The sequence below is a fragment of the Oscillospiraceae bacterium MB24-C1 genome, assembly GCA_030913685.1.
Lineage (GTDB): Bacteria > Bacillota > Clostridia > Oscillospirales > Ruminococcaceae > Yanshouia.
This window is the reverse complement of the sequence record CP133187.1, coordinates 2,684,344-2,705,250: the sequence shown is the minus strand read 5'-3', so window position 1 is coordinate 2,705,250 and position 20,907 is coordinate 2,684,344. Positions and strand designations below refer to the sequence as shown.

At 50.8% G+C, this 20,907-nt stretch carries 19 protein-coding genes; 4 read left to right on the top strand and 15 right to left on the bottom strand.

Annotated elements, in window-relative coordinates:
* Positions 1-31 precede the first annotated feature (31 nt).
* Positions 32-811 carry a sporulation transcription factor Spo0A gene (spo0A, locus tag RBH76_12995; protein WMJ83632.1) on the bottom strand — a complete coding sequence of 260 codons (780 nt, stop codon included), beginning with the start codon at positions 809-811 and terminating at the stop codon, positions 32-34.
* Positions 812-1,374: 563 nt separating this feature from the next.
* Between spo0A and RBH76_12990 the strand changes: the two genes are divergently transcribed.
* Complete coding sequence (locus RBH76_12990; GenBank protein WMJ83631.1) at positions 1,375-2,547, top strand: Gfo/Idh/MocA family oxidoreductase; 1,173 nt, start codon at positions 1,375-1,377, stop codon at positions 2,545-2,547.
* Between the two features lie 129 nt (positions 2,548-2,676).
* On the opposite strand, the gene spoIVB is transcribed toward RBH76_12990, so the two are convergent.
* The gene (spoIVB, locus tag RBH76_12985) at positions 2,677-3,903 is read right to left on the bottom strand and encodes a SpoIVB peptidase (protein WMJ83630.1); all 1,227 of its coding nucleotides are present in this window, start codon (positions 3,901-3,903) and stop codon (positions 2,677-2,679) included.
* Between the two features lie 293 nt (positions 3,904-4,196).
* Here spoIVB and RBH76_12980 point away from each other — a divergent pair, with 293 nt between their 5' ends.
* Positions 4,197-4,877, top strand: coding sequence for a DUF421 domain-containing protein (locus tag RBH76_12980; GenBank protein WMJ83629.1), 681 nt, complete (start codon positions 4,197-4,199; stop codon positions 4,875-4,877).
* Positions 4,874-5,254 (top strand): DUF4363 family protein, encoded by a 381-nt coding sequence (locus tag RBH76_12975; GenBank protein WMJ83628.1) that lies wholly within the window; start codon positions 4,874-4,876, stop codon positions 5,252-5,254. Before RBH76_12980 ends, RBH76_12975 begins: the two co-directional genes overlap by 4 nt.
* A gap of 193 nt (positions 5,255-5,447) precedes the next feature.
* Here the strand turns inward: RBH76_12975 and nrdR are convergent, their stop codons facing one another.
* The 10 genes from nrdR to RBH76_12925 all read right to left on the bottom strand — a co-directional run bounded on the left by nrdR (position 5,448) and on the right by RBH76_12925 (position 16,948).
* A complete protein-coding gene (gene nrdR / locus RBH76_12970) occupies positions 5,448-5,903 on the bottom strand; it encodes a transcriptional regulator NrdR (GenBank protein WMJ83627.1) in 456 nt (151 codons plus the stop codon).
* A 174-nt stretch (positions 5,904-6,077) separates the two neighbouring features.
* Positions 6,078-6,365, bottom strand: a complete 288-nt coding sequence (locus tag RBH76_12965; GenBank protein WMJ83626.1) for a hypothetical protein — start codon at positions 6,363-6,365, stop codon at positions 6,078-6,080.
* Between the two features lie 239 nt (positions 6,366-6,604).
* Positions 6,605-7,378 carry a sugar phosphate isomerase/epimerase gene (locus RBH76_12960; GenBank protein ID WMJ83625.1) on the bottom strand — a complete coding sequence of 258 codons (774 nt, stop codon included), beginning with the start codon at positions 7,376-7,378 and terminating at the stop codon, positions 6,605-6,607.
* 56 nt (positions 7,379-7,434) lie between these two features.
* Complete coding sequence (locus RBH76_12955; protein WMJ83624.1) at positions 7,435-8,223, bottom strand: ZIP family metal transporter; 789 nt, start codon at positions 8,221-8,223, stop codon at positions 7,435-7,437.
* A 180-nt stretch (positions 8,224-8,403) separates the two neighbouring features.
* Complete coding sequence (gene secF, locus RBH76_12950) at positions 8,404-9,324, bottom strand: protein translocase subunit SecF (protein ID WMJ83623.1); 921 nt, start codon at positions 9,322-9,324, stop codon at positions 8,404-8,406.
* Positions 9,324-10,721, bottom strand: a complete 1,398-nt coding sequence (locus tag RBH76_12945) for a SecD/SecF family protein translocase subunit (protein WMJ83622.1) — start codon at positions 10,719-10,721, stop codon at positions 9,324-9,326. The genes secF and RBH76_12945 overlap by 1 nt, the downstream gene beginning before the upstream one ends.
* A 357-nt stretch (positions 10,722-11,078) precedes the next feature.
* Positions 11,079-12,458 carry an adenylosuccinate lyase gene (gene purB / locus RBH76_12940; GenBank protein WMJ85236.1) on the bottom strand — a complete coding sequence of 460 codons (1,380 nt, stop codon included), beginning with the start codon at positions 12,456-12,458 and terminating at the stop codon, positions 11,079-11,081.
* A 463-nt stretch (positions 12,459-12,921) separates the two neighbouring features.
* Positions 12,922-14,625, bottom strand: coding sequence for a peptidoglycan-binding domain-containing protein (locus tag RBH76_12935; protein WMJ83621.1), 1,704 nt, complete (start codon positions 14,623-14,625; stop codon positions 12,922-12,924).
* 2 nt (positions 14,626-14,627) lie between these two features.
* Entirely contained in the window at positions 14,628-15,878 is a 1,251-nt protein-coding gene (locus tag RBH76_12930) for a hypothetical protein (protein WMJ83620.1), read from the bottom strand.
* A 107-nt stretch (positions 15,879-15,985) separates the two neighbouring features.
* A complete protein-coding gene (locus RBH76_12925) occupies positions 15,986-16,948 on the bottom strand; it encodes an ROK family glucokinase (protein WMJ83619.1) in 963 nt (320 codons plus the stop codon).
* 87 nt (positions 16,949-17,035) lie between these two features.
* Between RBH76_12925 and RBH76_12920 the strand changes: the two genes are divergently transcribed.
* On the top strand, positions 17,036-18,079 hold the full coding sequence (locus RBH76_12920) for an aminotransferase class I/II-fold pyridoxal phosphate-dependent enzyme (protein WMJ83618.1): 1,044 nt from the start codon (positions 17,036-17,038) through the stop codon (positions 18,077-18,079).
* A gap of 260 nt (positions 18,080-18,339) precedes the next feature.
* Here the strand turns inward: RBH76_12920 and RBH76_12915 are convergent, their stop codons facing one another.
* The 3 genes from RBH76_12915 to RBH76_12905 are packed head-to-tail and all read right to left on the bottom strand — an operon-like array spanning position 18,340 to position 20,905.
* Positions 18,340-19,350, bottom strand: coding sequence for an ABC transporter substrate-binding protein (locus RBH76_12915; GenBank protein ID WMJ83617.1), 1,011 nt, complete (start codon positions 19,348-19,350; stop codon positions 18,340-18,342).
* Positions 19,351-19,370: 20 nt separating this feature from the next.
* Entirely contained in the window at positions 19,371-20,153 is a 783-nt protein-coding gene (locus RBH76_12910; GenBank protein ID WMJ83616.1) for an ABC transporter permease, read from the bottom strand.
* Positions 20,150-20,905, bottom strand: a complete 756-nt coding sequence (locus RBH76_12905) for an ABC transporter ATP-binding protein (protein WMJ85235.1) — start codon at positions 20,903-20,905, stop codon at positions 20,150-20,152. Before RBH76_12905 ends, RBH76_12910 begins: the two co-directional genes overlap by 4 nt.
* Positions 20,906-20,907 lie beyond the last annotated feature (2 nt).

Sequence of the window (20,907 nt, the reverse complement as noted above, 5' to 3'; positions counted from 1 at the left end):
GCTCATATGCACTTGAGGCGGACGAAAACTGTTACCTGGCCTCTTGGCGAAGCTTCAGGCGCAGCTTGTCGCTGATCATCGCGATAAACTCGCTGTTGGTCGGCTTGCCCTTGGTATTATGGATGGTATAACCAAAGTAGGAGGTAAGTACGTCAACATCACCGCGATCCCACGCCACCTCAATGGCGTGACGGATAGCACGCTCCACACGTGAGGAGGTTGTTGAGAACCGTTTTGCCACCGCAGGATAAAGCTGTTTGGTCACCGAATTGATGATTTCGGGGTCGTTGACCGCCATCATGATGGCCTCGCGCAGATAATGGTAACCCTTGATGTGGGCGGGAACACCGATTTGATGAATGATGTCGGTGACGGTGACTTCAAGACTGGGCGACCGCCTGGAATCGGTAATTCGCGAGACATTATCAGGACGTTTGGCCCCCGAAAGCTGTACGACGCGCTCCACCATCATATTGACATCGAACGGGCGCAAAAAATAATAGGCAGCGCCCGCGGCAAGTAACTCTCTTTCTAAAATACCGTTGTCAAAGGTGGACATCATCATAAACAGCGGCTTATAAGCCTGCTCGTCCTCCCGCACGGCCTTCATTACACCAATGGCATCCAAGCGTGGCATAAATACATCTATCAGTACCACATTCGGTCGCTGGTCAAGAATAGCCTGGGTCACCTTTATGCCATCCTTCGCCACAAAAACAGTCTCATAACCGTAGGTGTGCAAAAGTGCCGCAGCCTGTGCGCAAAATTCCTTATTATCGTCTGCGATGAGTACCTTCATTTTTTCTGCCATGGGTCACTTACCTCCTGTTATAATATTGGTTGCGCTGCTTGACTCCCATAGATTACCATATTATGCCAACGATTGCAACCCTTTTCGTTTATATAAATTCTATTTTTTTCCAAATTTAACAGAATGCCGTACACCCCGAGCAGTTTCGGTATAGATTGGTGATTTACAGCACTTTTTATAATTTCATTAAAAAAACCGCGATTTTTATTTGATTTTCTTGCCTTTATAATATTTTAACGCAGTTTGAAGGAAACAAATATTGACATTGAGCCGATTTTCTAACCATTTTTACGGTTTTTGTTAATATATATGTATAATGTAAAAAATCGTTCGTTTTCTTAATGCGCGATTAGTGTTATGATTTTATTTGTCTCCTGAAGATACCTAAGCTATAAAATCGGTCTTTCGATCTTTGCTGGTGTAGCCATACAATCATTGATCGAAAAAATCTAAAATCCAATCGAAAATTTGAATTGTTTTCCTTTAATGTTTAACAGATAATTAATATTACATGGGTGTTGCTTGGGCAATCTTGTGTAAAATTAACATTGGAGGGGACTCAATTGAAAGAAGTTTGCGTAGGATTGGTTGGCGCCGGTTATGCCGCCTATCTTCATGGAAACGGTTATGAAAAAGTTTCTGGTGTACCGCTACGGCTAAAGACCGTTGTGGACACAAACCTTGAAAAGGCCACTGCTGTAAAAGAGCGTTATGGATTTGAACAGGTTATCACAGATTTTGACGCACTGCTTAAAGACCCAGAAATAAACCTTGTTGATATCGTAACACCTCCGTTCTTACACCCCGATATGGTCGCAAAGGCGCTGGCAGCCGGCAAGAATGTCATCTGTGAAAAGCCCTTAACTGGATACTTTGGCATGCCGGGTGACCCGGAGCCGATCGGCGAAAAAGTTCCTAAAAGTAAAATGTATGCAGAGGTGCTTAAAGCTATCGACAGTCTTCGCGACGTGGTAGAAAAAAGCGACGCCAAATTTTTATACGCAGAGAATTTTGTTTATAGCACGCCTGTACGCCGCGCTGCGGATATCATTACAAAACGCAAAAGTAAAATTTTGTTTTTAAAAGGAGAGGAAAGCCTAAAGGGCTCAAGTTCTCCCGTGGCAGGTGAATGGAAATATACCGGCGGTGGTTCGCTGATTCGCGTCGGCTGTCATCCATTGGCGGGTATGCTCTGGCTAAAACAGCAGGAAGCCAAGGCGCGTGGTGAGCGTATCACCATTAAGAGCGTTCTTGCCGACACCGGTCGCACCACTGCTTGTCTCAATGCGCATGAACATCGCCATATCAGCGCTAAGCCGCAGGATGTTGAGGATTTCGCCAACGTCACCGTCACCTTTTCTGACGGTAGCAAAGCGGTTGTACTCGCCTCCGACACCGTGCTAGGCGGAACAAAAAATTATATTGAAATCTACTGTAACGACAATGCAATGACCTGTAATATTACCCCGACCGACTTGCTTAATACTTATTTTCTTGATGAAGAGGGCATGGAGGACGTCGAGATTTCCGAGATGTTGCCCGCAAAGCTGGGCTGGAATAAAGCCTTTGTTTCGGACGAAATTATCCGCGGTTATATGGGCGAATTACAGGACTTTGCCGAAACCGTTTATTTTGATAAAACACCCTCGAGCGACTTCGAGCTCGCATATCAGACCACCCGGGTCATTTATGCGGCGTACCTGTCCGCCGAAGAAGGCAGGCCTGTTGAATTTTGAAAACTTCGATTCACTTCTTAATCCAAAACAAGAATGGCTCTCCCGAATAGGGAGAGCCATTCTTGTTTTGGATATGAGCGAACCGCAAACGCTTACCCGAAGCCATTTTTTGTTCACAAAAAAACGTTATTAAGAAGCCATTTTTTCACCAGTTGAATAAGAGTTGCGCATATTTTCAGCAAAGATGCCATAACCTCGCGCAGGGTCATTGACAAATACATGCGTGATAGCGCCAACCAATTTTCCATCTTGAATAATTGGAGAACCACTCATACCTTGCACAATACCACCCGTTACTTCCAGCAGTCGGGGATCCGTCACCTTAACAACCATATTCTTTGTAGGGTTTGTGTCGGTTGTCGCAATGCGTTCAATTTGAATGTCATAAGCCTGTGGCTGCTTGCCCTCAACAGTGGTATAGATGGTCGCAGCGCCCGTGTGAATTTCGCCCCTTGTTGCTAAAGGAACCGGCTCACACTGCACAGGCGGCATGCTGCATTCACCATATATGCCCGTTACGTTATTTTTTATCAAACTGCCTATAACCTTATTGCTGCCAAACACACCGCGCAACTCACCTGGGAATCCGCTTGAGCCACGGTTGACGCCGGTAATGGTTACTTCAACCGCTTCACCGCTTGACAGCGGCATGATGTCGCCGGTATCCACATCGCAGATTGCATGCCCAAGACCTGCAAAAATCCTTTCTTGAGGATCGTAATAGGTCATTGTGCCGATACCGGCTGAGCTGTCGCGCACCCACATTCCCGCGCGATAGCTTTCGTCAGAGGGTGACTGAATCGGCTTCAGATTAACCTGTTTGATATTCCCGTCCCGCCGTAGTGTCACCTGCATCTCACGTCCATTACTTTGACTGACAATCTTTCCGACATCTTCATTATAATAAATTTTCCTGCCGTCGATGGAAAGAATAATATCACCAGTACGGATGCCCGCATTTTTTGCGGGGTTCATCGCCTTGCCTTGTAGGTCAAGATCGCTCAAACCCACTACCATTACGCCGTCGGTAAACATTTTAATGCCGAACGGCGTTCCGGCGGGAATCACCATGTCTCTTTCGACTACCTTGACGTTAACCGTCTTAATAACGGCACCGCCCGGCAGTGAAAGCCGCATCGCATATTCATTACCCGGACGCGAAACTAATTCGGGGGGCATATTATCCACCCAACTGCTGCTTTTTATGCCCAGCCAACCGCCATTTAGCGAAAAATGTTCGCCTTGCGTCACATAATAACGGTCGGGCAACATAATTTGCAAACAGAGTAAAATTGCCAACAGCCCGAGCATTACGACAGACACGATGGTCGCCGATACTTTAAAAATCCTCTTCATCACACCGTTACACCTCCTTTGCCTGTGCTTTTTTGAGAACAATTTGTTTGTTCTCCCTTATATCATGTCAGGCAACGGTGCGATTAACAGCGGCAAAAAGTTGACGCCAAGGCAACGACTGTGTCTGTTTCCAATCAATCCTGCCTCATAATCGCCTCTTTTGGCGTTAACGCTGATGTAGAAATAAAAACGCCAATATTTGGCACGCTTTGCATCGTTTCAGACGTTTTTATTATGTGCTAAAAAGGCAAACTATATTTAATAATAAAAACTTTGAATGAGGCGTTTTTTTTATGTTTATTTCACTTTGGCGCACTTTTATCCTTTTTTTGACAGTGTCTATTGTACTGCGTTTTATGGGTAAACGGCAGTTGGGCGAGCTTCAGCCTTCAGAGCTAGCGACAACCATTATGATTTCTAATATCGCCGCAATTCCGATCGAAAATATCGGCTCACCTATGATAAATGGTGTTTTGTCCATCGTGCTGCTGGCCTGTCTTGAGGTTGTACTTTCGGTCGCAATTTTAAAATCACGCAAGCTGCGCGGTGTTGTTTTGGGGCACCCACGCTGTGTCATTAGAGACGGAAAACTCGACCAGAAAGAGCTGGCAAACCTACGGTGGTCTCTGGATGACCTGACCGAGTTACTGCGCGGCAACGGTATCTTTGACATTGACGAGGTGCTTTTTGCCATCGTGGAGACCAATGGCAGCCTTTCTGTCTATCCGAAATTCAAGAATCGGCCAGTTACAAATGAAGCGCTTTTCATTCCCTTACCCGGGTGTGAATCTCCGCCAGTCATTGTTATAAATGATGGTGATATAGATGTGCAGGCGCTTAAATATTGCAATCTTGACAAAGCATGGCTAAGCAAGGTTCTCAAGGAGAAGGAGTTAACCGAAAAAGATATTTTTGCCATGAGCTGCGACCGTTCAGCACAGTATATTCTGATCAAAAAGGAGAAAAAGCAATGAAGCGTTTTTTTATTGCCATCTTTTTTTTAATAGCCTTATCGGCTTCCTGCTTATTTTTGGTCAACCATCTCGACAAAAATACCTTGGCAATAAAAGATGAAATCAATCAGATCAAGGATGCGGTTGCCGCCAATAACCAATCTCGCGCTGACGAAGCAATGCAGCAGCTCGTACTCCATTGGGAGGAGGAAAAATATCTTTTCCACGCCCTTGCGGGCAGCAATTATTGCGACCCTTTTGAAAGTGCGTTGGATCGCTCAGAGGTATGGCTTGGGCAGAAAGAAGAGAATGAACTATTTGCAGAGCTTGCAGAGCTTTATGCTCGTATCGATCAGCTTTGGGATACGCAAGCAATACACCCGAAAAATCTTTTTTAAAAGCCGTCGCTTGTGCGCGCTTTGCATGTAAAAAGAAATATGATGAAAAATTTATAAAACGCGCAATATGCAGCACTTTAATAGATAAAAAAATCGCCCACAAGACCTATCAAGTCCTGCGGGCGATTTTCATTTTACAGAAATTTAAAATTGGGATGATTAGAAGCAAAAATCCCCTTCTCCAAATATACAACTACTTTTTATCCTGCAACAGCTTGAGTTCATCCATGAATGAACCGATGTCCTTAAACTGACGGTAAACCGATGCAAAGCGCACATAGGCTGCTTCATCAATATCCCTGAGTTTTTGCATCGCCAATTCGCCAATGCGGCTGGTAGGAATCTCGCGCTCCATGGCATTTTGCAGCATCGCCTCAATTTCATCAACGACCTTCTCAATCTGTCTGAGTGAGACCTGTCGTTTTTCGCAGGCACGCAGCATGCTGTTTAAGAGCTTGTCGCGATAAAACGGCTCCATCGCACCGTCCTTTTTAATCACCATTATCGGAATCGTCTCCACCGCCTCATAGGTGGTAAAGCGCTTCTGGCAAGAGAGGCATTCGCGCCTGCGGCGGATTCGTTCGCCATCGTCCGCTGGGCGAGAATCAATAACCTTGCTTTCGGTGTAGGAGCAAAACGGGCATTTCATCAAATGAACCTCCTTAACGCGACAGCGCCATCGTCATCATGAGTGCGAGGCGCATTTTATACGAATCTCTATTTAAAACAAGGATTCGTATATGGTCATCTGGGGAGCCTTTGGCACCATGACCATCGCAATTGAATAATAAAAGTATACCACGCCAGAGCCAAAATGCAACGCTCAGGTAAAGATAACCTTTCGCCCTGCACCAGCTGTTCCCAGCGACTGTGCAATTTTTTCTTCAAGCGCTTCGAGCGGCGGTTGCTCAAAATTAAAGCGCAGCGCCAGAGCCTCAAGCTCACGGTGGTCACAATCAAGGTCACACACCACCGCCACCACTTGATCACAAGCGTCGCATGCGGCCAACCCACCTACGATTGATGCACCTTTCTCGTTGCGCACAACGGTGAAGGTAACATGATAAGTCAGCGGCAGATTTTTTACCAAAAACAACTCCAGCGGCGTCATATTTTAGTCCTCCTTGCGGTTTTTTTCTATTCTACCCTAAAAACCGTAATTTGGAAATTATATCCATTCGACAACCGCATGCCGCTTTCCCCGGCGCCCGCCGCCGTTTGACAGCGCAGGTCAATTTTTTTGCCATACCAAAACATTATGTGTCGCAGGCTTTGGCAAAATCAATCTTGAAATGTCTCCAATTTTGGGGATTTCTACTAAAGCCCAATCGCCACTGAACCATGACACGATCACAACAAGCTTTCAAACAGCCTAACGCCCTCGGCAAGCTGTTCTTGCCGAGAGAAGTTCCAGCTATACAGCTCCAGCAGCACCGCGCCGCCGTAGGCCATTGTTTTAAGGCGCCGCGCCAGACCCGTGAGATCAAATTCACCCTCGCCCAGCGCCAAGCAGTCGCAGTCGCAGCGATGGTCGCTTAAATGCAGGTGCGCCAGATGGCCATCCATGGCGTCGAGCATCTCAAAGGGCGTTACCCCAGCTCTAACCGCCTGCTTAACATCCAGTACAAATTCAACATCCGGTATGGCGTGTATCATGCGCTCGATAAACTTTGGCGTTCCACTGTGGCATCGTGCCACATTTTCCTGGCAGAGGCGCACCCCAAAACCACGGGCAATATCGCGCAGCCGGGCAAAGCGTTCAAAATAAAAATCCGGCTCAATCGGCATGAAGCTGCGCGCCCCGTGAAAGACCAATATCTGCGCCCCCACCCGGTTGCAAAACTCAAAATATCGGCGATATTCCTCCGCTTCGTCATCGAACCGACGGCCATAGCCACTAAAAAAGCTGACGCCCTCCGCTTCTGAGGAATAGGGGTGTACCGAGACGATCTGTGTGTCGGTCGCACCTGTAATTTGGTTAAGGCAGTCGGCAAATTCCGGGGTCTTTTCTGAGGGAGAATTCAAAAACACCTCCACCGTATGAACTCCCATACCGGTCAGCACCGTGAGTGCATCTTCGGTCAACATGGGAAACAGGCAGGATGTCGATGCCCCTGTTTTCATAGTCATTCTCCCTTTCAAATCCATATGCGCAAAACCGTTTTACGCTTTTGTGGAAATCATCCCAGCGCCACGTCGAGCACCATCATGACAATGAAGCCCATCAGCACGCCGATGGTCGCAACCCGTTTGTTATCTTGAAACGACTCAGGAATCAGCTCAGAGCACACCACCGATATCATGGAGCCTGCTGAAAAGGCCAGTGCAATCGGTAGCGCCGAGCGCATCGTGATAGAGAAAAGTACGCCCAGAACACCCGCAATCGGCTCCACAAGGCCGGAAGCCTGCCCGACCATGAAGCTTTTCAGCCTGGTTGCACCGTCGCGGCGCAGCGGCATTGCGACACAGGTGCCCTCAGGAAAATTCTGCAATCCAATTCCCAGCGCCAGCATCACAGCGGAGAGCAGAGAGGTCCCCTCAATGCCCAATGCAACGCTGCCAAACGCCACGCCAATCGCCAACCCTTCAGGTATATTATGCAGCGTGACCGCCGAGGCAATCAGGATTGAACGCCGCACCTTGCCACCGTCGCAATTGGCAAAACGCACTTTGGACAAAAAAACGTCTGATAAAATAACAAACACGCCGCCCCCCGCAAAGCCGATGGCTGCCGTCAGCCAAGCATTTCGGCCTAGCTCGGTGGCAAGCTCAATAGCCGGCGACAACAGCGACCAGAACGAAGCGGCGATCATGACACCGGCAGCAAAGCCCATCATCATATCGAGCATTTTCTGATTAACCGACTTGAAAAAGAAAACCAGAGATGCCCCAAGGGCGGTGACACCGTATGTAAACAACGTGGCCAAAAGCCCCTGATAAACCGGGTGCAGCGAAGCAAGCCAAGACAAAGTCATCCCTCCGAACATAAAGCTTTTCATGTTAGCTTATGCTCTCGGGATTGGTATTGCTAATGACAAATCGGCAGAGCTGCGACAAATTCAAACGCAACCCTGCCGATTTTTCCTTTATTTCACAAAAATCGACCTAAACCATATTAGGGCAGTTTTTATGGATTCGATTAAAAGGTGTTAAGCCTCTTTTTTCTTCTGCCACATTACCCAAAGCATGGTTGCAATGCACAGCGAAGAATAGCAACCGGATATCATGCCGATGATCATGGGGAAGGAAAATGAGAGAATGGAAGTGACGTTATACATCATGGCAATGATCGATACAATGGTCATTGCGCTAGCCGTGGTGATACTGGTCATCAAAGAACGGGTAAACGACTGGTTGAGGCTCAGGTTCATTAGCTGCTCAATCGGCATCGAATCCCCGTAAACACGCTTATTCTCACGGACACGGTCGTAGATAACGATAGTGTCGTTCAAAGAATAGCCCAAAATGGTCAGGCATATCGCGATGAAGTTCGCGTTGATCGATATGCGGAACAGCACAAAAACTGCAAACACCATCAACAAATCGTGTATCAGCGCGATAACCGCAGTGATACCCGCCGCCCAGCCACCGATCTTTTTAAACCGTAGGCTGATATAAACCACCATAAGCAGCGATGCAAAGGCCACAGCGGTGAGGCTCTTGACGAGGAATTCCTTACCGATGGTGGGGTTGACAACACTGATAGAGGCGGTGGCCAGATTGTTGTCCTTGTATTTTTCATCAAGGGCCGTGGCCAGCTCGGCCTGCTTGTCGGCGTTGAGTCCTTCGCTGGTGGGCAACGAAACAACAAACCTCTGCGTACCGGTTGCAATATCAGTCGACTTTTGAAGTGAAACCTTCTGCCCCAGAACCGATTCTACCGACTGTTGAAACTCAGTCTGGTCAAGGTCGCCCGTGTAGGAATAGGTGATAAGCGCACCACCCTTGAACTGGATGTCAAGGTCAACGCCAAACATCACGGAACCTACCAGCATTAAGGCAATCATCGTAATAGAAAATGCAAAATAAATTTTGCGATGTTTGAAAAAATTAATATTCCACTTTTTCATCAGTTCTTACCTCCGTACAGCGCAGGATTACGAAAAGCGCTGAAGCGTGAGACCGACTTAAGCAGAAGCTTGGAGACGAACACGCCCATAAACAAATTCAGGATAACGCCCACGAGCAGCGTGTAGCCAAACGAGTAAATTGGACCCGAAGCCGAAACACCGAACATGAAGAATAGCGGTGAAAGCATGCGGGTAAACAGACTGTCCGGCGGGCCGAAGGCGCCCATCAGAATGATCGAAACGATAATAACCGTCACGTTGCCGTCAAGTATAGCCGAAAAAGCGCGCTTGAAGCCGGAGTCGATTGCGGCGTCGATAGAACGGCCGTTGATAAGCTCCTCTTTGATGCGCTCGGCAGTGATGATGTTGGCGTCAACGCCGAAGCCGATAGCCAGAATGATACCAGCGATACCGGGCAGGGTCAGCGTAAACGACGGGAATACCGCGAAGAACCCGGTGATGGATGCGACCATCAGAATGACCTGTCCAAACAGCGCAATCATGGCGACAAAGCCCGGCAGGCGGTAGAAGGACAGCATGATCAGGCCAACAATCGCAAACGCAATCGCGCCCGCCATCAACATGGCATCCTTGGCGCCAAGACCCAACGTCGGCGAAATAGTGTTGTAATTCTCGGTAACCAGCGCAAAGGGCAGCGCGCCACCGTTGATCTTATTGGCAAGATCCATCGCGCTCTTGGCATCAAAATTGCCCGAAATGGTGGCGACACCATCGACAATCTGATCCTTGACTAGCGGCGCGGATATCCGGGTGTCATCCATCCAGATAGAAATCGGCTTGCCAACCAGCTTTTTGGTTGCGGCGGAGAATTTCTCCTTACCGGACTCCTTGAGCTTTAGCTCAACCATATGGACTCTGGCGCCGCTTTGGTCCTGCGTATAAACCGCAGAAGCTGATTCGACGTCAGCGCCGGTGATCACGATGTTTTCCTTGGTGTCTCCAGTGGGAAGTCCCAACGAATCGACCTCGTCCAGTTCACGGAAGGTCAGGTTTGCAGTGGCACCCAGTTCGGCAATCGCCTGCTCGGGGTTGAATTCGGTTTCGTCCGCCTTCCACGGGAAGCGCACAATAATGCGGTTCTTGTCGTAGTCGGTGTAGACTTCGCTGTCGGTGATGTTCTGACTCACCAGTCTGATCTGTATGATCGACTCGGCGGCAGCCATCTCTTCCTTGGTTGCTGTCACACCCTCGGGCGGGGAGAAGGTGACGTCAACGCCGCCGCGGATATCAATACCCCAGCGCACGTCATCAATGCCTTTGATTTGGGTTGTGGTGATGTCACCATAGGTGCTTGAAACGCCAACAACGGTCAGATAGCCCATTGCTGCGATCAACAACACGATGATGAAAAATACCGGTTTTCCAACCTTTTTCACAATCTTGCCTCCAGTTCGTGTTTTAGTCGGTCCGCGCCGTAAATAACGGCCGACGGGAACTCGGGTTTCCCTCACCGGCCCCCTGCATTTCATGCAGAATTAAGCCCCTTAAAACACCGTTTTCCTTACGACGTCAATAACTTTCATTATAGAATAATGCCACGTGAATGTCAACGCTGCCCACACCGCTTCAGTGCATTTTGGCAACGCTCGCCTTCATATTTGAGCAGATCAAAACTTCCGGACTGATTATATCGCATGGATTCGCTGGCGCAAGGCGGGATGGCACCTCAAACAGCAAAAACCAAAAAGCATAAAGTCAGCCGCATTTATCACGCTTTCAAACGAGAGTGCGTATTAAACTCTCAGCTCGGCCTTAACCCCCAAGATAGACGCGTTGGCTTTTAGCATCGGCTGGATATAGTCTTTCAGATATTCCGCCACCTGCTCGGGTGCACGTCCAACAAACAAGGCGGGGTGCATCACCTGCGATAGCTCGTCCATCGTCAGACCGAACGCGGGGTCGGCCGCAATGCGCTGGAGCAGGTCGTTCTTGCCGCCCGCTTCCTTGACGACGCGTGCCGCCGCCAGCGAGTGTGACCGCAGTCTCTCGTGCAGCTCCTGTCGGTCGCCGCCTTTTTTAACCGCCTGCATCATAATGTTCTCGGTGGCCATAAACGGCAGCTCAGCCATGACTCTAGCCTCGACAACCTTGGGGTAGACCACCAATCCGTCGCAGACGTTGAGCATAATCTGTAAAATAGCATCCACCGCCAAAAACGCCTCGCTGATGGCGATGCGCTTGTTGGCAGAATCGTCAAGCGTACGCTCAAACCATTGTACCGATGCAGTCAGCGCTGGGTTTGTGCTGTTGGCAATCACATAGCGCGCCAACGCACAGATGCGCTCAGACCGCATGGGGTTGCGCTTATACGGCATAGCAGACGAGCCGATCTGCTGTTTTTCAAACGGCTCTTCCATTTCTTTAAAGCTTTGCAACAGGCGCATGTCATTGGCGAATTTGGACGCCGACTGTGCGACGCCGGACAGCACGTCCATCACCTGCGCGTCCACCTTTCGGGAATAGGTCTGACCCGACACCGGAACAATGCCCTCAAAGCCCATTTCGTGTGCGATGAACTTGTCCACCCGCTTTATTTTTTCCGAGTCGCCGCCAAACAGTTCGACAAAGCTGGCTTGCGTACCGGTTGTCCCCTTGCTGCCCAGCAGCTCTAGGCTGCCAATCCGGTGCTCGATCTCGGCGAGGTCCATCATCAACTCATTCATCCACAGCGTGGCACGCTTGCCGACGGTGGTCAGCTGGGCAGGCTGTAAATGCGTGTAAGCCAGTGCGGGCTGGCCTTTGTGCTGCTCGGCAAAATCAGCCAGTAGTGCAATAATATTGATGAGCTTGCAACGCACCAGACGTAGCGCCTCGCGCATGACGATGATGTCGGTGTTGTCGCCGACATAACAGCTGGTCGCCCCCAGATGGATGATTCCCTTTGCATCTGGGCACTGAACGCCGTAGGCGTAGACATGGCTCATGACGTCGTGACGCACCAAACGCTCGCGCTCTTCGGCCACCTCGTAGTTGATATTGTCCTTGTTAGCTTCAAGCTCGGCGATTTGTGCGTCGGTAATGTCCAGGCCCTCGGCCTTCTCAGCCTTAGCCAGTGCAATCCACAGCCGGCGCCATGTGCGAAATTTCATTTCAGCCGAAAAGAGATACTGCATCTCCACGCTGGAATAGCGGGTAGAAAAAGGGCTTTCAAACTTTTCGTACAATTCTATTGTCCTCCTCCTGGGCTTGTTTTTAAACAAAGCGATCAAACATATTTTTTACTGCTGGCACTTATATTAAAGCCGCAGATTCGATTTTAAAAACTACCCTGATATCACTGCATAAAGATTTTACTACAAAATGACTCTGACAGCAACATTTGCATAAAATTTTACCGATTCGGCAAAAGATATACACGCTGATGCAAAAGTTCATCACCACGCCCACCCAATGTCAAGGGTAAAACCATATAATGAGCTTCTAGTTGGTTCGCGCGGTCTGGCGAGCGGCATGTATACCTGCTGCGACTCCACCGTCCTTTCGCACTGCGCCCCCATTGCTATGTTTTACACAATTCATCTTGTCAACACTCTGGGGCGGGCGGTAAACCCGCCCGCCTTCTTCTTTCCATTCGGTTTAAAGGCCATAATATTTTTTAAGCCACTCCACAGCGTGGCCGGAGCTCACACCGCCCTCATCCGGCAGTGCCGTGCTGACACTGGGGCCTATTTTGACAAGATGGTCGGTCGGACTTTTGGGTGCTGTGACTGGGCTTTCTGGAATAATGCTCTCCGACGGTATGTTTTGCCGCGCAGCATTCCATTGTACTGCTTCCCCCTGGGCGGTTTTGCTGTATGCAATGCTTTCCGGCATGACGCCCGGAGTTGTTTCACCCGGTATCGCGCTTTCAGATTCTGCACGCGCCGCTATCCCCCGGTCCGATATAATACTGTCCGACGGAATTTCGCTTTGTACAACTTCTTCCGGCATGATACCCGGGATCGCTTCACCCGGTATCGCGCTTTCAGATTCTGCACGCGCCGCTATCCCCCGGTCCGATATAATACTGTCCGGCGGATTTTCACTTTGTACAACTTCTTCCGGCATGATACCCGGGATCGCTTCTTCCGGTATCGCGCTTTCAGATTCTGCACGCGCCGCTATCCCCCGGTCCGATATAATACTGTCCGGCGGATTTTCACTTTGCATAATACTTTCGCGTATGGCGTTCCATTCCGCCACATTTTCTAACGCTGTGTGCGCCGGCGGCCTGTAATCCTGCGCGGCTTTTTCCGCTATACCTCTATCGGATATTACAGGGTTTACTGTCATATCGCCCGGCACGATAATGGTGCTTGAGGTTGCCCCCGGTATTGTGCGGCTCGGCACGACGATGTTTGGCATGCCGCTGCTCGATACAACACCCTTTTGCACAGCATCTCCCCGCTCGTTGCTGTCAAAAATCGGGTTATTCCCCACTGTGTTGCCCGCTAAGACACTGCCCGAAGCAGGTTTTAAATTCGCTACAGACTTTTGTGCAAACGGGTCGGCGTCGCCCTGCGCTATGTCGGCCGAGGTCTGTTTGATTTTATACCAGGTAGCTTTGTCAAGCACACCGGTAATAGGCAGGTCAAAAATGTACTGAAAGGTGCGTACCGCCCGCTCACAAGGCGCGTCAAAATTGGGGCAGTCGTCGTCGAGCGGCTTAATGGCCGGATAGTTCTGACCGATGCAGTTGAGCTCCCGCTTGATGGTGCAGATATCATCCCCAACTGCGCCGCACATCAACGGGGTGCCTAAAAAACGCTCACGTCCACCTTTTTGTGGTACGTTTTGCACCATTACAATATCCTCTCCGTAATATTTTCTCAAAATATCATAGACAGTATTGCCGTTTTCGGCCATTTCGATTGCCCCGAGCTGACACAATGCACCGCTGACCCCCGATGCTTGGCAGCTTTGGCAAATTTGCGCCGGTAGCGGATCGCCGCTACCCTGACGGGTCAGATAATTATTAAACAGTTCCTCCACAAGGCAGCTTGTGTTATAAAACAGGCAGCCTTGACCGTTAAACGGCAAATCTTCCTCACTGGTTGTGATGTCAAAAGCATAGCCGCGCGCGCGGTACCACTTGTTACAGACACGATAAAGCGCAAAGGAGGTTATGGCGTAAATATTCGCGCGCTGTGCGTTTTCGGGCCATGTTGGGCAAATAATACAACTGGCGCAACCTTTTACATATTCCGCAAACGGCATGGTAATATTCGGGGCATCGGCGTCCTTGTCACCAAGATGAATTGTTATAACCTCTGGAATTTGGACATACCGGCTCTTTTGCATGGCTATTCCCTCTGAATATCAGCGCAGTTTTCATCAGAAGCACTAGCCTCACTGGCCTCACTAATTTCACTCCCCATTTCGCTTTCTAAATCGATGCGCTTGACCGAGGTCACACCGTCAAAGATCGAGATTTCCTCATCGACCACTGATTTATAGCCCGGCGCTTTAACGGTGACAAGATATTGTGCGCTCAAATCGCCACCGATCATCGGCTGGGGGTATATTGGAATTTCACGTATCGGTGCAGGAAGGCGAATCAGCTCTGTTTTACCACAGCTGTCGGTTACAACCTCAGCAACCACCTTGTTTCCGCTCTCTTCGGGGTGGCTGACCGTGACAACAGCATCTTTAACCGGTTTTGTTCGATTTTGTGTCGTCACGTTGACAATCAAGTTGCCTGCGCCCAGATTAGGTGTCGCTGTGGTGCGGCGCATTTCTGCGGGCATGGGCATCATTGGCATTGTTGAAACAGACGGTGCCTGCTGCTTTTCGGTTGGGACCGATTGCTCGGCGGGGCCCTGTTGCTGGGGTGGAGCCTGCTGTTCGGGTGGAGCCTGCTGCTCGGGTGGAGCCTGCTGCTCGGGTGGAGCCTGCTGCTCGGGTGGAGCCTGCTGCTCGGGCGGGACAGCCGCCACTGTACCAGCACCGGCTTCCATCTCGGTTTCGTTCTCGTCGTCAGTCTCTGTACCAATCAACACTTGGGTTTGTACTTCTGCCCCGGGCTGCGAGGTGATGTCTGGAACGGGCAGAACGACAGCCAGAACGGGAGCTTCGGCAGGTTCTGGCTGCAAGGTGGGTTCCTCGGGCTCTAATAGCTCTTCGAATGCGATGGATAGCTCGGGCACGCCAGATTCTGACAACTCAATAGATTTTTCAGTCATGATGATTTCTTCATGCATTGTTGCTTCTTCGGGCATATCGGGTGTGTCCGGCATGGCGGGCGTCTCCGACATGGCGGGCGTCTCCGACATGGCGGGCGTCTCCGGCATGGCGGGCAGCATCGGCATGGCGGGCGTCATCGGCATGGCGGGCGTCTCTGCAACCGGAGCGATACCCTCCGGCAGCGGCACGGACTCCTCCACACTCGGCGCCGGTATTTCAACATCAATCTTCTCCTCTTGAGAAATGCGGTCTCGTACCATTGCTTCGCTCTGGCGTCGAGCCAGCGCCGCATAGTTGGGATCCTTGGCGAGTGCCAGGCGGTACATTTGCATTAGTTCGCGTTCATACTGCTCAATGCTCTTTTGTGGCATAAGTGCTCTCTCCTTTAAAAATGGCTTCTCATAAACACTATATGCAACGCAAAGTGAACGCGACTACTAAAACTACTGCAAATTACCCGCTTCAATACCAAACGCCATCATTTTGCCATGTGATTAGGGTAGTTGTTCAGCAACAAGCCAGCGGCACCCCATATGCCAGCGTCATTTTGCAGCGTAGCAATTTTAATGGGGGTATTGGCCATATCGCCGAAGGCCATGCTACGATAATGCCGCGTCACGGTAGCACACAACAGTTCGCCTGCCTGTGATAACCCGCCACCGATCACAATAACCTGCGGGTCGCAGACCGCAGCAATGTCCGCAAGCGCGCCCCCCAGGAATTTTGCAAGACAGTCGATTGCCAGCAGTGCAGCAACATCATTCGATTGAGCCGCTAAAAATATCTCTTCGGCAGTAACCTGTTGTCCTACCAGCGTAGACTCTGTCCCAGAGTCTACGATCTTTTTTGCAAGCCGCACCAGCCCCGAAGCGGAGGCGTACTGCTCAAGACAGCCACGTCTGCCACAGCTGCACGGCACCGTTTCATCGGGACAGACAGCGATATGCCCCACCTCTCCGGCGCAGCCGTGCGCACCTTTTAACAGCCTACCGCCCAAGATTACCGCACCGCCCACGCCGGTGCCCAATGTCAGCAGCACCATGCTGTCGCAATCCTTTGCCGAGCCCTGCCAAAGTTCGCCGAGCGCGGCAACGTTAGCATCGTTTTCTGCACGGACGACAAAACCACATAGCGCTTCAAGATCAGTTTTTAGCGCTACTTCTCCCCAGCCGAGGTTCACGCAGCCGTGCACGACGCCCTGCGCATCAACCGGGCCGGGCGCACCCACGCCAACACCGCAGACATCCGCCGGTGTAATCCCCTTTTCCGCCGTCTTTTTTAGAATACTGTCGGCAATCTCGGCGAGCATGGCGGCGCTATCCCCGTCGGTATGCGAAGGGATCTGCCACTTTTCCAAAAGGCCGCTCTCCACTGAAAAGAGGCCCATTTTAACCGATGTTCCACCGATATCTACCCCGAAAGCATATGATTGATTTAACATAATAACATCCTCTTTACAGTTAGCATTGATCAAGGCTCAAAATGTGCTATACTGATTATATATTTTTTCCCGAAAGGACTGTGCCTGATGAAATACAGCTTTTTAAACGATTACAGCGAGGGTGCACACGAAAGTATTATGACGGCCATGGCTGCCTCTAATCTGGTGCAGACGACGGGCTACGGTACCGACGAATTCTGTGACCGCGCCCGCAGTCTAATTGCGACCGAGATCAAACGGCCCGACAGCCACATTCACTTTCTGGTGGGCGGCACTCAGACGAATCTTACCGTTGCCGCCGCGCTGCTGCGTCCGCATCAGGGCATGATTTCGGCTGAAAGCGGACATGTCAGCGTGCATGAATCGGGCGCGATTGAGGCCACTGGCCACAAGGTGCTGACCATTCCGTCCCTCGACGGCAAGCTGACTGCCAAGGCGGTGGAGGCGCTGATAAAAGCCCACTACGACGACCCTACGGCCGAACATATGGTGCAGCCCGGCATGGTGTATGTCTCGCAGCCGACCGAGCTGGGCACGGTCTATCACAAACAAGAGTTGGTAGAATTGGCAGAGGTTTGTAAGCGGTATCACATTCCGCTTTACCTAGACGGCGCACGCTTAGGCTGCGCACTGACCTGCCGCGGCAACGACCTGACGCTGACCGACATCGCAGCGCTGACCGACCTGTTTTACATAGGCGGCACCAAGATGGGCGCGCTGTTCGGCGAAGCGCTGGTGATCAACCGTCCGGAGATGGGCGCCGATTTTCGCTCCATTATCAAGCAGCGCGGCGGGTTGCTAGCCAAGGGCCGCCTTCTGGGAGTTCAGTTTGAGACGCTTTTCACCGATGGCCTTTATTATAAGCTGGCGCAGCACGCCAACGACATGGCTGAACGGTTGGCAAGCGGCATTGCGGCGCTGGGCTATTCCTTTGCCGCCGAGGCGGTGACCAATCAGCTCTTCCCCATTCTGCCAAAGGCGGTGCTAACACGTTTGGAAGAGGATTTCGTCTTCTCGGTTCAAAGCGCTGTCGACGATACGCAGGATATGATCCGCCTTTGCACTTCGTGGGCAACCGACGCCGATATGGTGGAAAAATTCCTCGAAAAGCTCAAAGCATACACCGCTTAACTGCTAAAAGTATAGGGCGTGGGGACGCGGTTTGTCAATTGTGCGCTGGGGCATCTAACGTACGCAAACTTTACAAACTTTCTGGGTGAATAAAGGACGCATACCGATACCGCTCCTGGGCTTTTAAATTAATCAACGCTAGGGTTTTACCACAACCCCACAGGCTAGATTCTTAGCAAATTTAGTTTTTGCTACCTTTCAAAATAAAGGTCGCCACACAAATAACGTGTGGCAACCTTTATTATATCCTTATAGTATTATTACAACGTAGCTTTTAAATCCGAAACGGCTGGTTTTTCGGTAATCAGCCCTTGGTCGTACAGCCAGTCGATGTTCTTCTGCCAGACTTCATCCGTCTGCGAGAGGAACGACGCGGTCTCAGTTTCCATCATCGGCAGCAGCATGGTCATGCTCTGGCGCTCCACCGATTCAGATAGCGGGAAATTCTCGGTGTTCTGGTGTTTCAAAAGAATGGCCAGCGCTTCTTCGGGGTCGGCCTTCATGTCGGCAAAGCCCTTGGTGCTCGCCCGCAGAAACGCTTTGAGCGTCTCGGGGTCATTCTTGATCATCTCGTCGTTGGACATGAACACGCCCTCATAATAGGTCGGCACGCCATATTCGTCCACAGTGAAGTAATCGACCTCAAAGCCCTCTTCGATCATTTGCGGCACCTCATGGTTGACATAGCAGCCGATGGTTGCGTCAACGTTGCCGGTGGTCATCGAGCTCATGAGATCAAAGCCGACGTCGATCATCTGAACGTCGCTGTAATCGGCGCCGACGTTTTCCATCATGCTGCGAATAAGCGCTTCATTGAGTTCCGTTCCGGCGTAGCCAATGGTTTTGCCGACCAGATCCTTCGGGGAGCTGATATTGGCGCTTTTAAGGTTCAGAACGATGTTCAGCGGCGACTGAACCACCGCGCCGATTGAGCGCACCGGTACATTCTGGTTGGCGCGCGCCATGATGACATCCTGCTGGTAGTAAAGCCCCACCTGTGCCTTGCCCGCCGCGACGAGCGACATAGCATCGTTGGCGTTGGAGGGGAAGCGGATATTGACCTTTATGCCCTCGTCGGCGTAGTAGCCCTTTTCAATGGCAGTGTACATAAAGGCGTGCAGCGCGTTGGGGTACCAGTCGAGCACGACGTCAATTTCTTGCAGTTCAGGCGCCTCGCTCGATTCGGCGGGGGCAGACGAGGTCTTTGCACCGCAGCCGGAAGCGACAAGCAGCATAAACGCCACCAGCAAAACGGAAAATAGCTTCTTCATAATTGTATCTCCTTAAATCTTTATATTTCTTTGCGCCAGCGGATAACCGCCCGCTCGATGATACTAATCAATCCGACGATGAGCATTGCCACGATGGATAGCAGCACAATGGGGGCAAACACGCCCGCGCCGTCGAGCTGGGTCATCATCCGTCGTGAGAAATAACCCAGCCCGCTTTGCGCGCCAAGCCATTCACCTATTGCCGCGCCGATGATCGACAGCGGAATGGCCATTTTGATCGCCGAAAAGAAATAGGGCAGTGCGCCGGGCAGCTTGAGTTTTAAAAAGATGTCTTTTTTGCCCGCGCCATAGGTCAGCAACAGCTCTTCCATCTCGGTTTTGGCTGAGCGGAAGCCATCGAACACCGAAATGGTGATCGGGAAAAAGGTGATGAGCACCGTGACGAGCACCTTACTCCAGATTCCGTAACCGAACCACAGCACGAACAGCGGTGCGATTGCGGTGGTGGGAATGGTCTGCGATGCGATGATGATGGGGTAAAACGACTTTTCGGCCAGCGGGCTTAAATCCATCGCCACAGCAAGCGATAACCCCAGTATGATAGAAATGAGCAGGCCGACAAAGGTCACGAGCATGGTTGCGGGCAGATGTACCAAAAACAGCGTCTCGCGCAGCTCCCATAGCCGCACAAGAATCTGCGTGGGCGACGGGATGATATAGGCGGCATTAATTTTCATGGCGATAGCCTGCCAAAGGATGAGCAGTAAAAACACCAACCCGGCGGCAGGCAGGTTTGTGGCGCGGACGAGCTGTTCTTTAGAGTGAGTCTTTAGCCTTTTCATAGCGCCACCTGCTTTCTTAGCAGCGCGACCAACTGTTCACGCAGTTTAATGATCTCAGGCCGTGCCAACATGTCGCGGGTGCGCGGATATGGCAGCGGCACGGGGATATCGATAAGCGTTTTAATTGGCGTCTGTGCTACGACCAGTATGCGTTTTGAAAGGAAAACCGCCTCGTCCACATCATGCGTGATAAACAGGATGGTTTTTTTCTGTTGTGCCCATTGTGTGAGCAGCCACTCCTGCATGGAGACGCGGGTTAAAAAGTCCAGCGCCGAAAATGGCTCGTCAAGCAGCAGCAAATCGGATCCGGTAAGCACCGTGCGTCCAAACGCAGCGCGCTGCCGCATGCCGCCCGACAATTCGGCGGGGTATTTGTCCCCACAGCCCGCCAGGCCCACCTGCTCAAGCATTTTGTCGGCGCGCTGCCGCATCTCCTGCTTAGTCAGTCCACCTACAATCTCAAGCGGCAGCTTTAAATTCGCTTCCACCGTGCGCCACGGAAACAAAAGATCGCGCTGTGGCATATAGCCGCAGTAGTGGCGCTTACCGCGAACGTTTTCTCCGCCGACGAGAATTTCTCCCGCATGAGCATGGATCAGGCCGTTAATTAACCGAAAAATAGTGCTTTTACCGCAGCCGCTGACCCCGACGAGTGAAACAAACTCGCCTTTTTGCATATCAAAGGAGAGCCCTTCAACGGTCGGGGCCGATTCCTTCGGATATTGGTAGGTCACCTCTCGAAGCGAAAGCATTG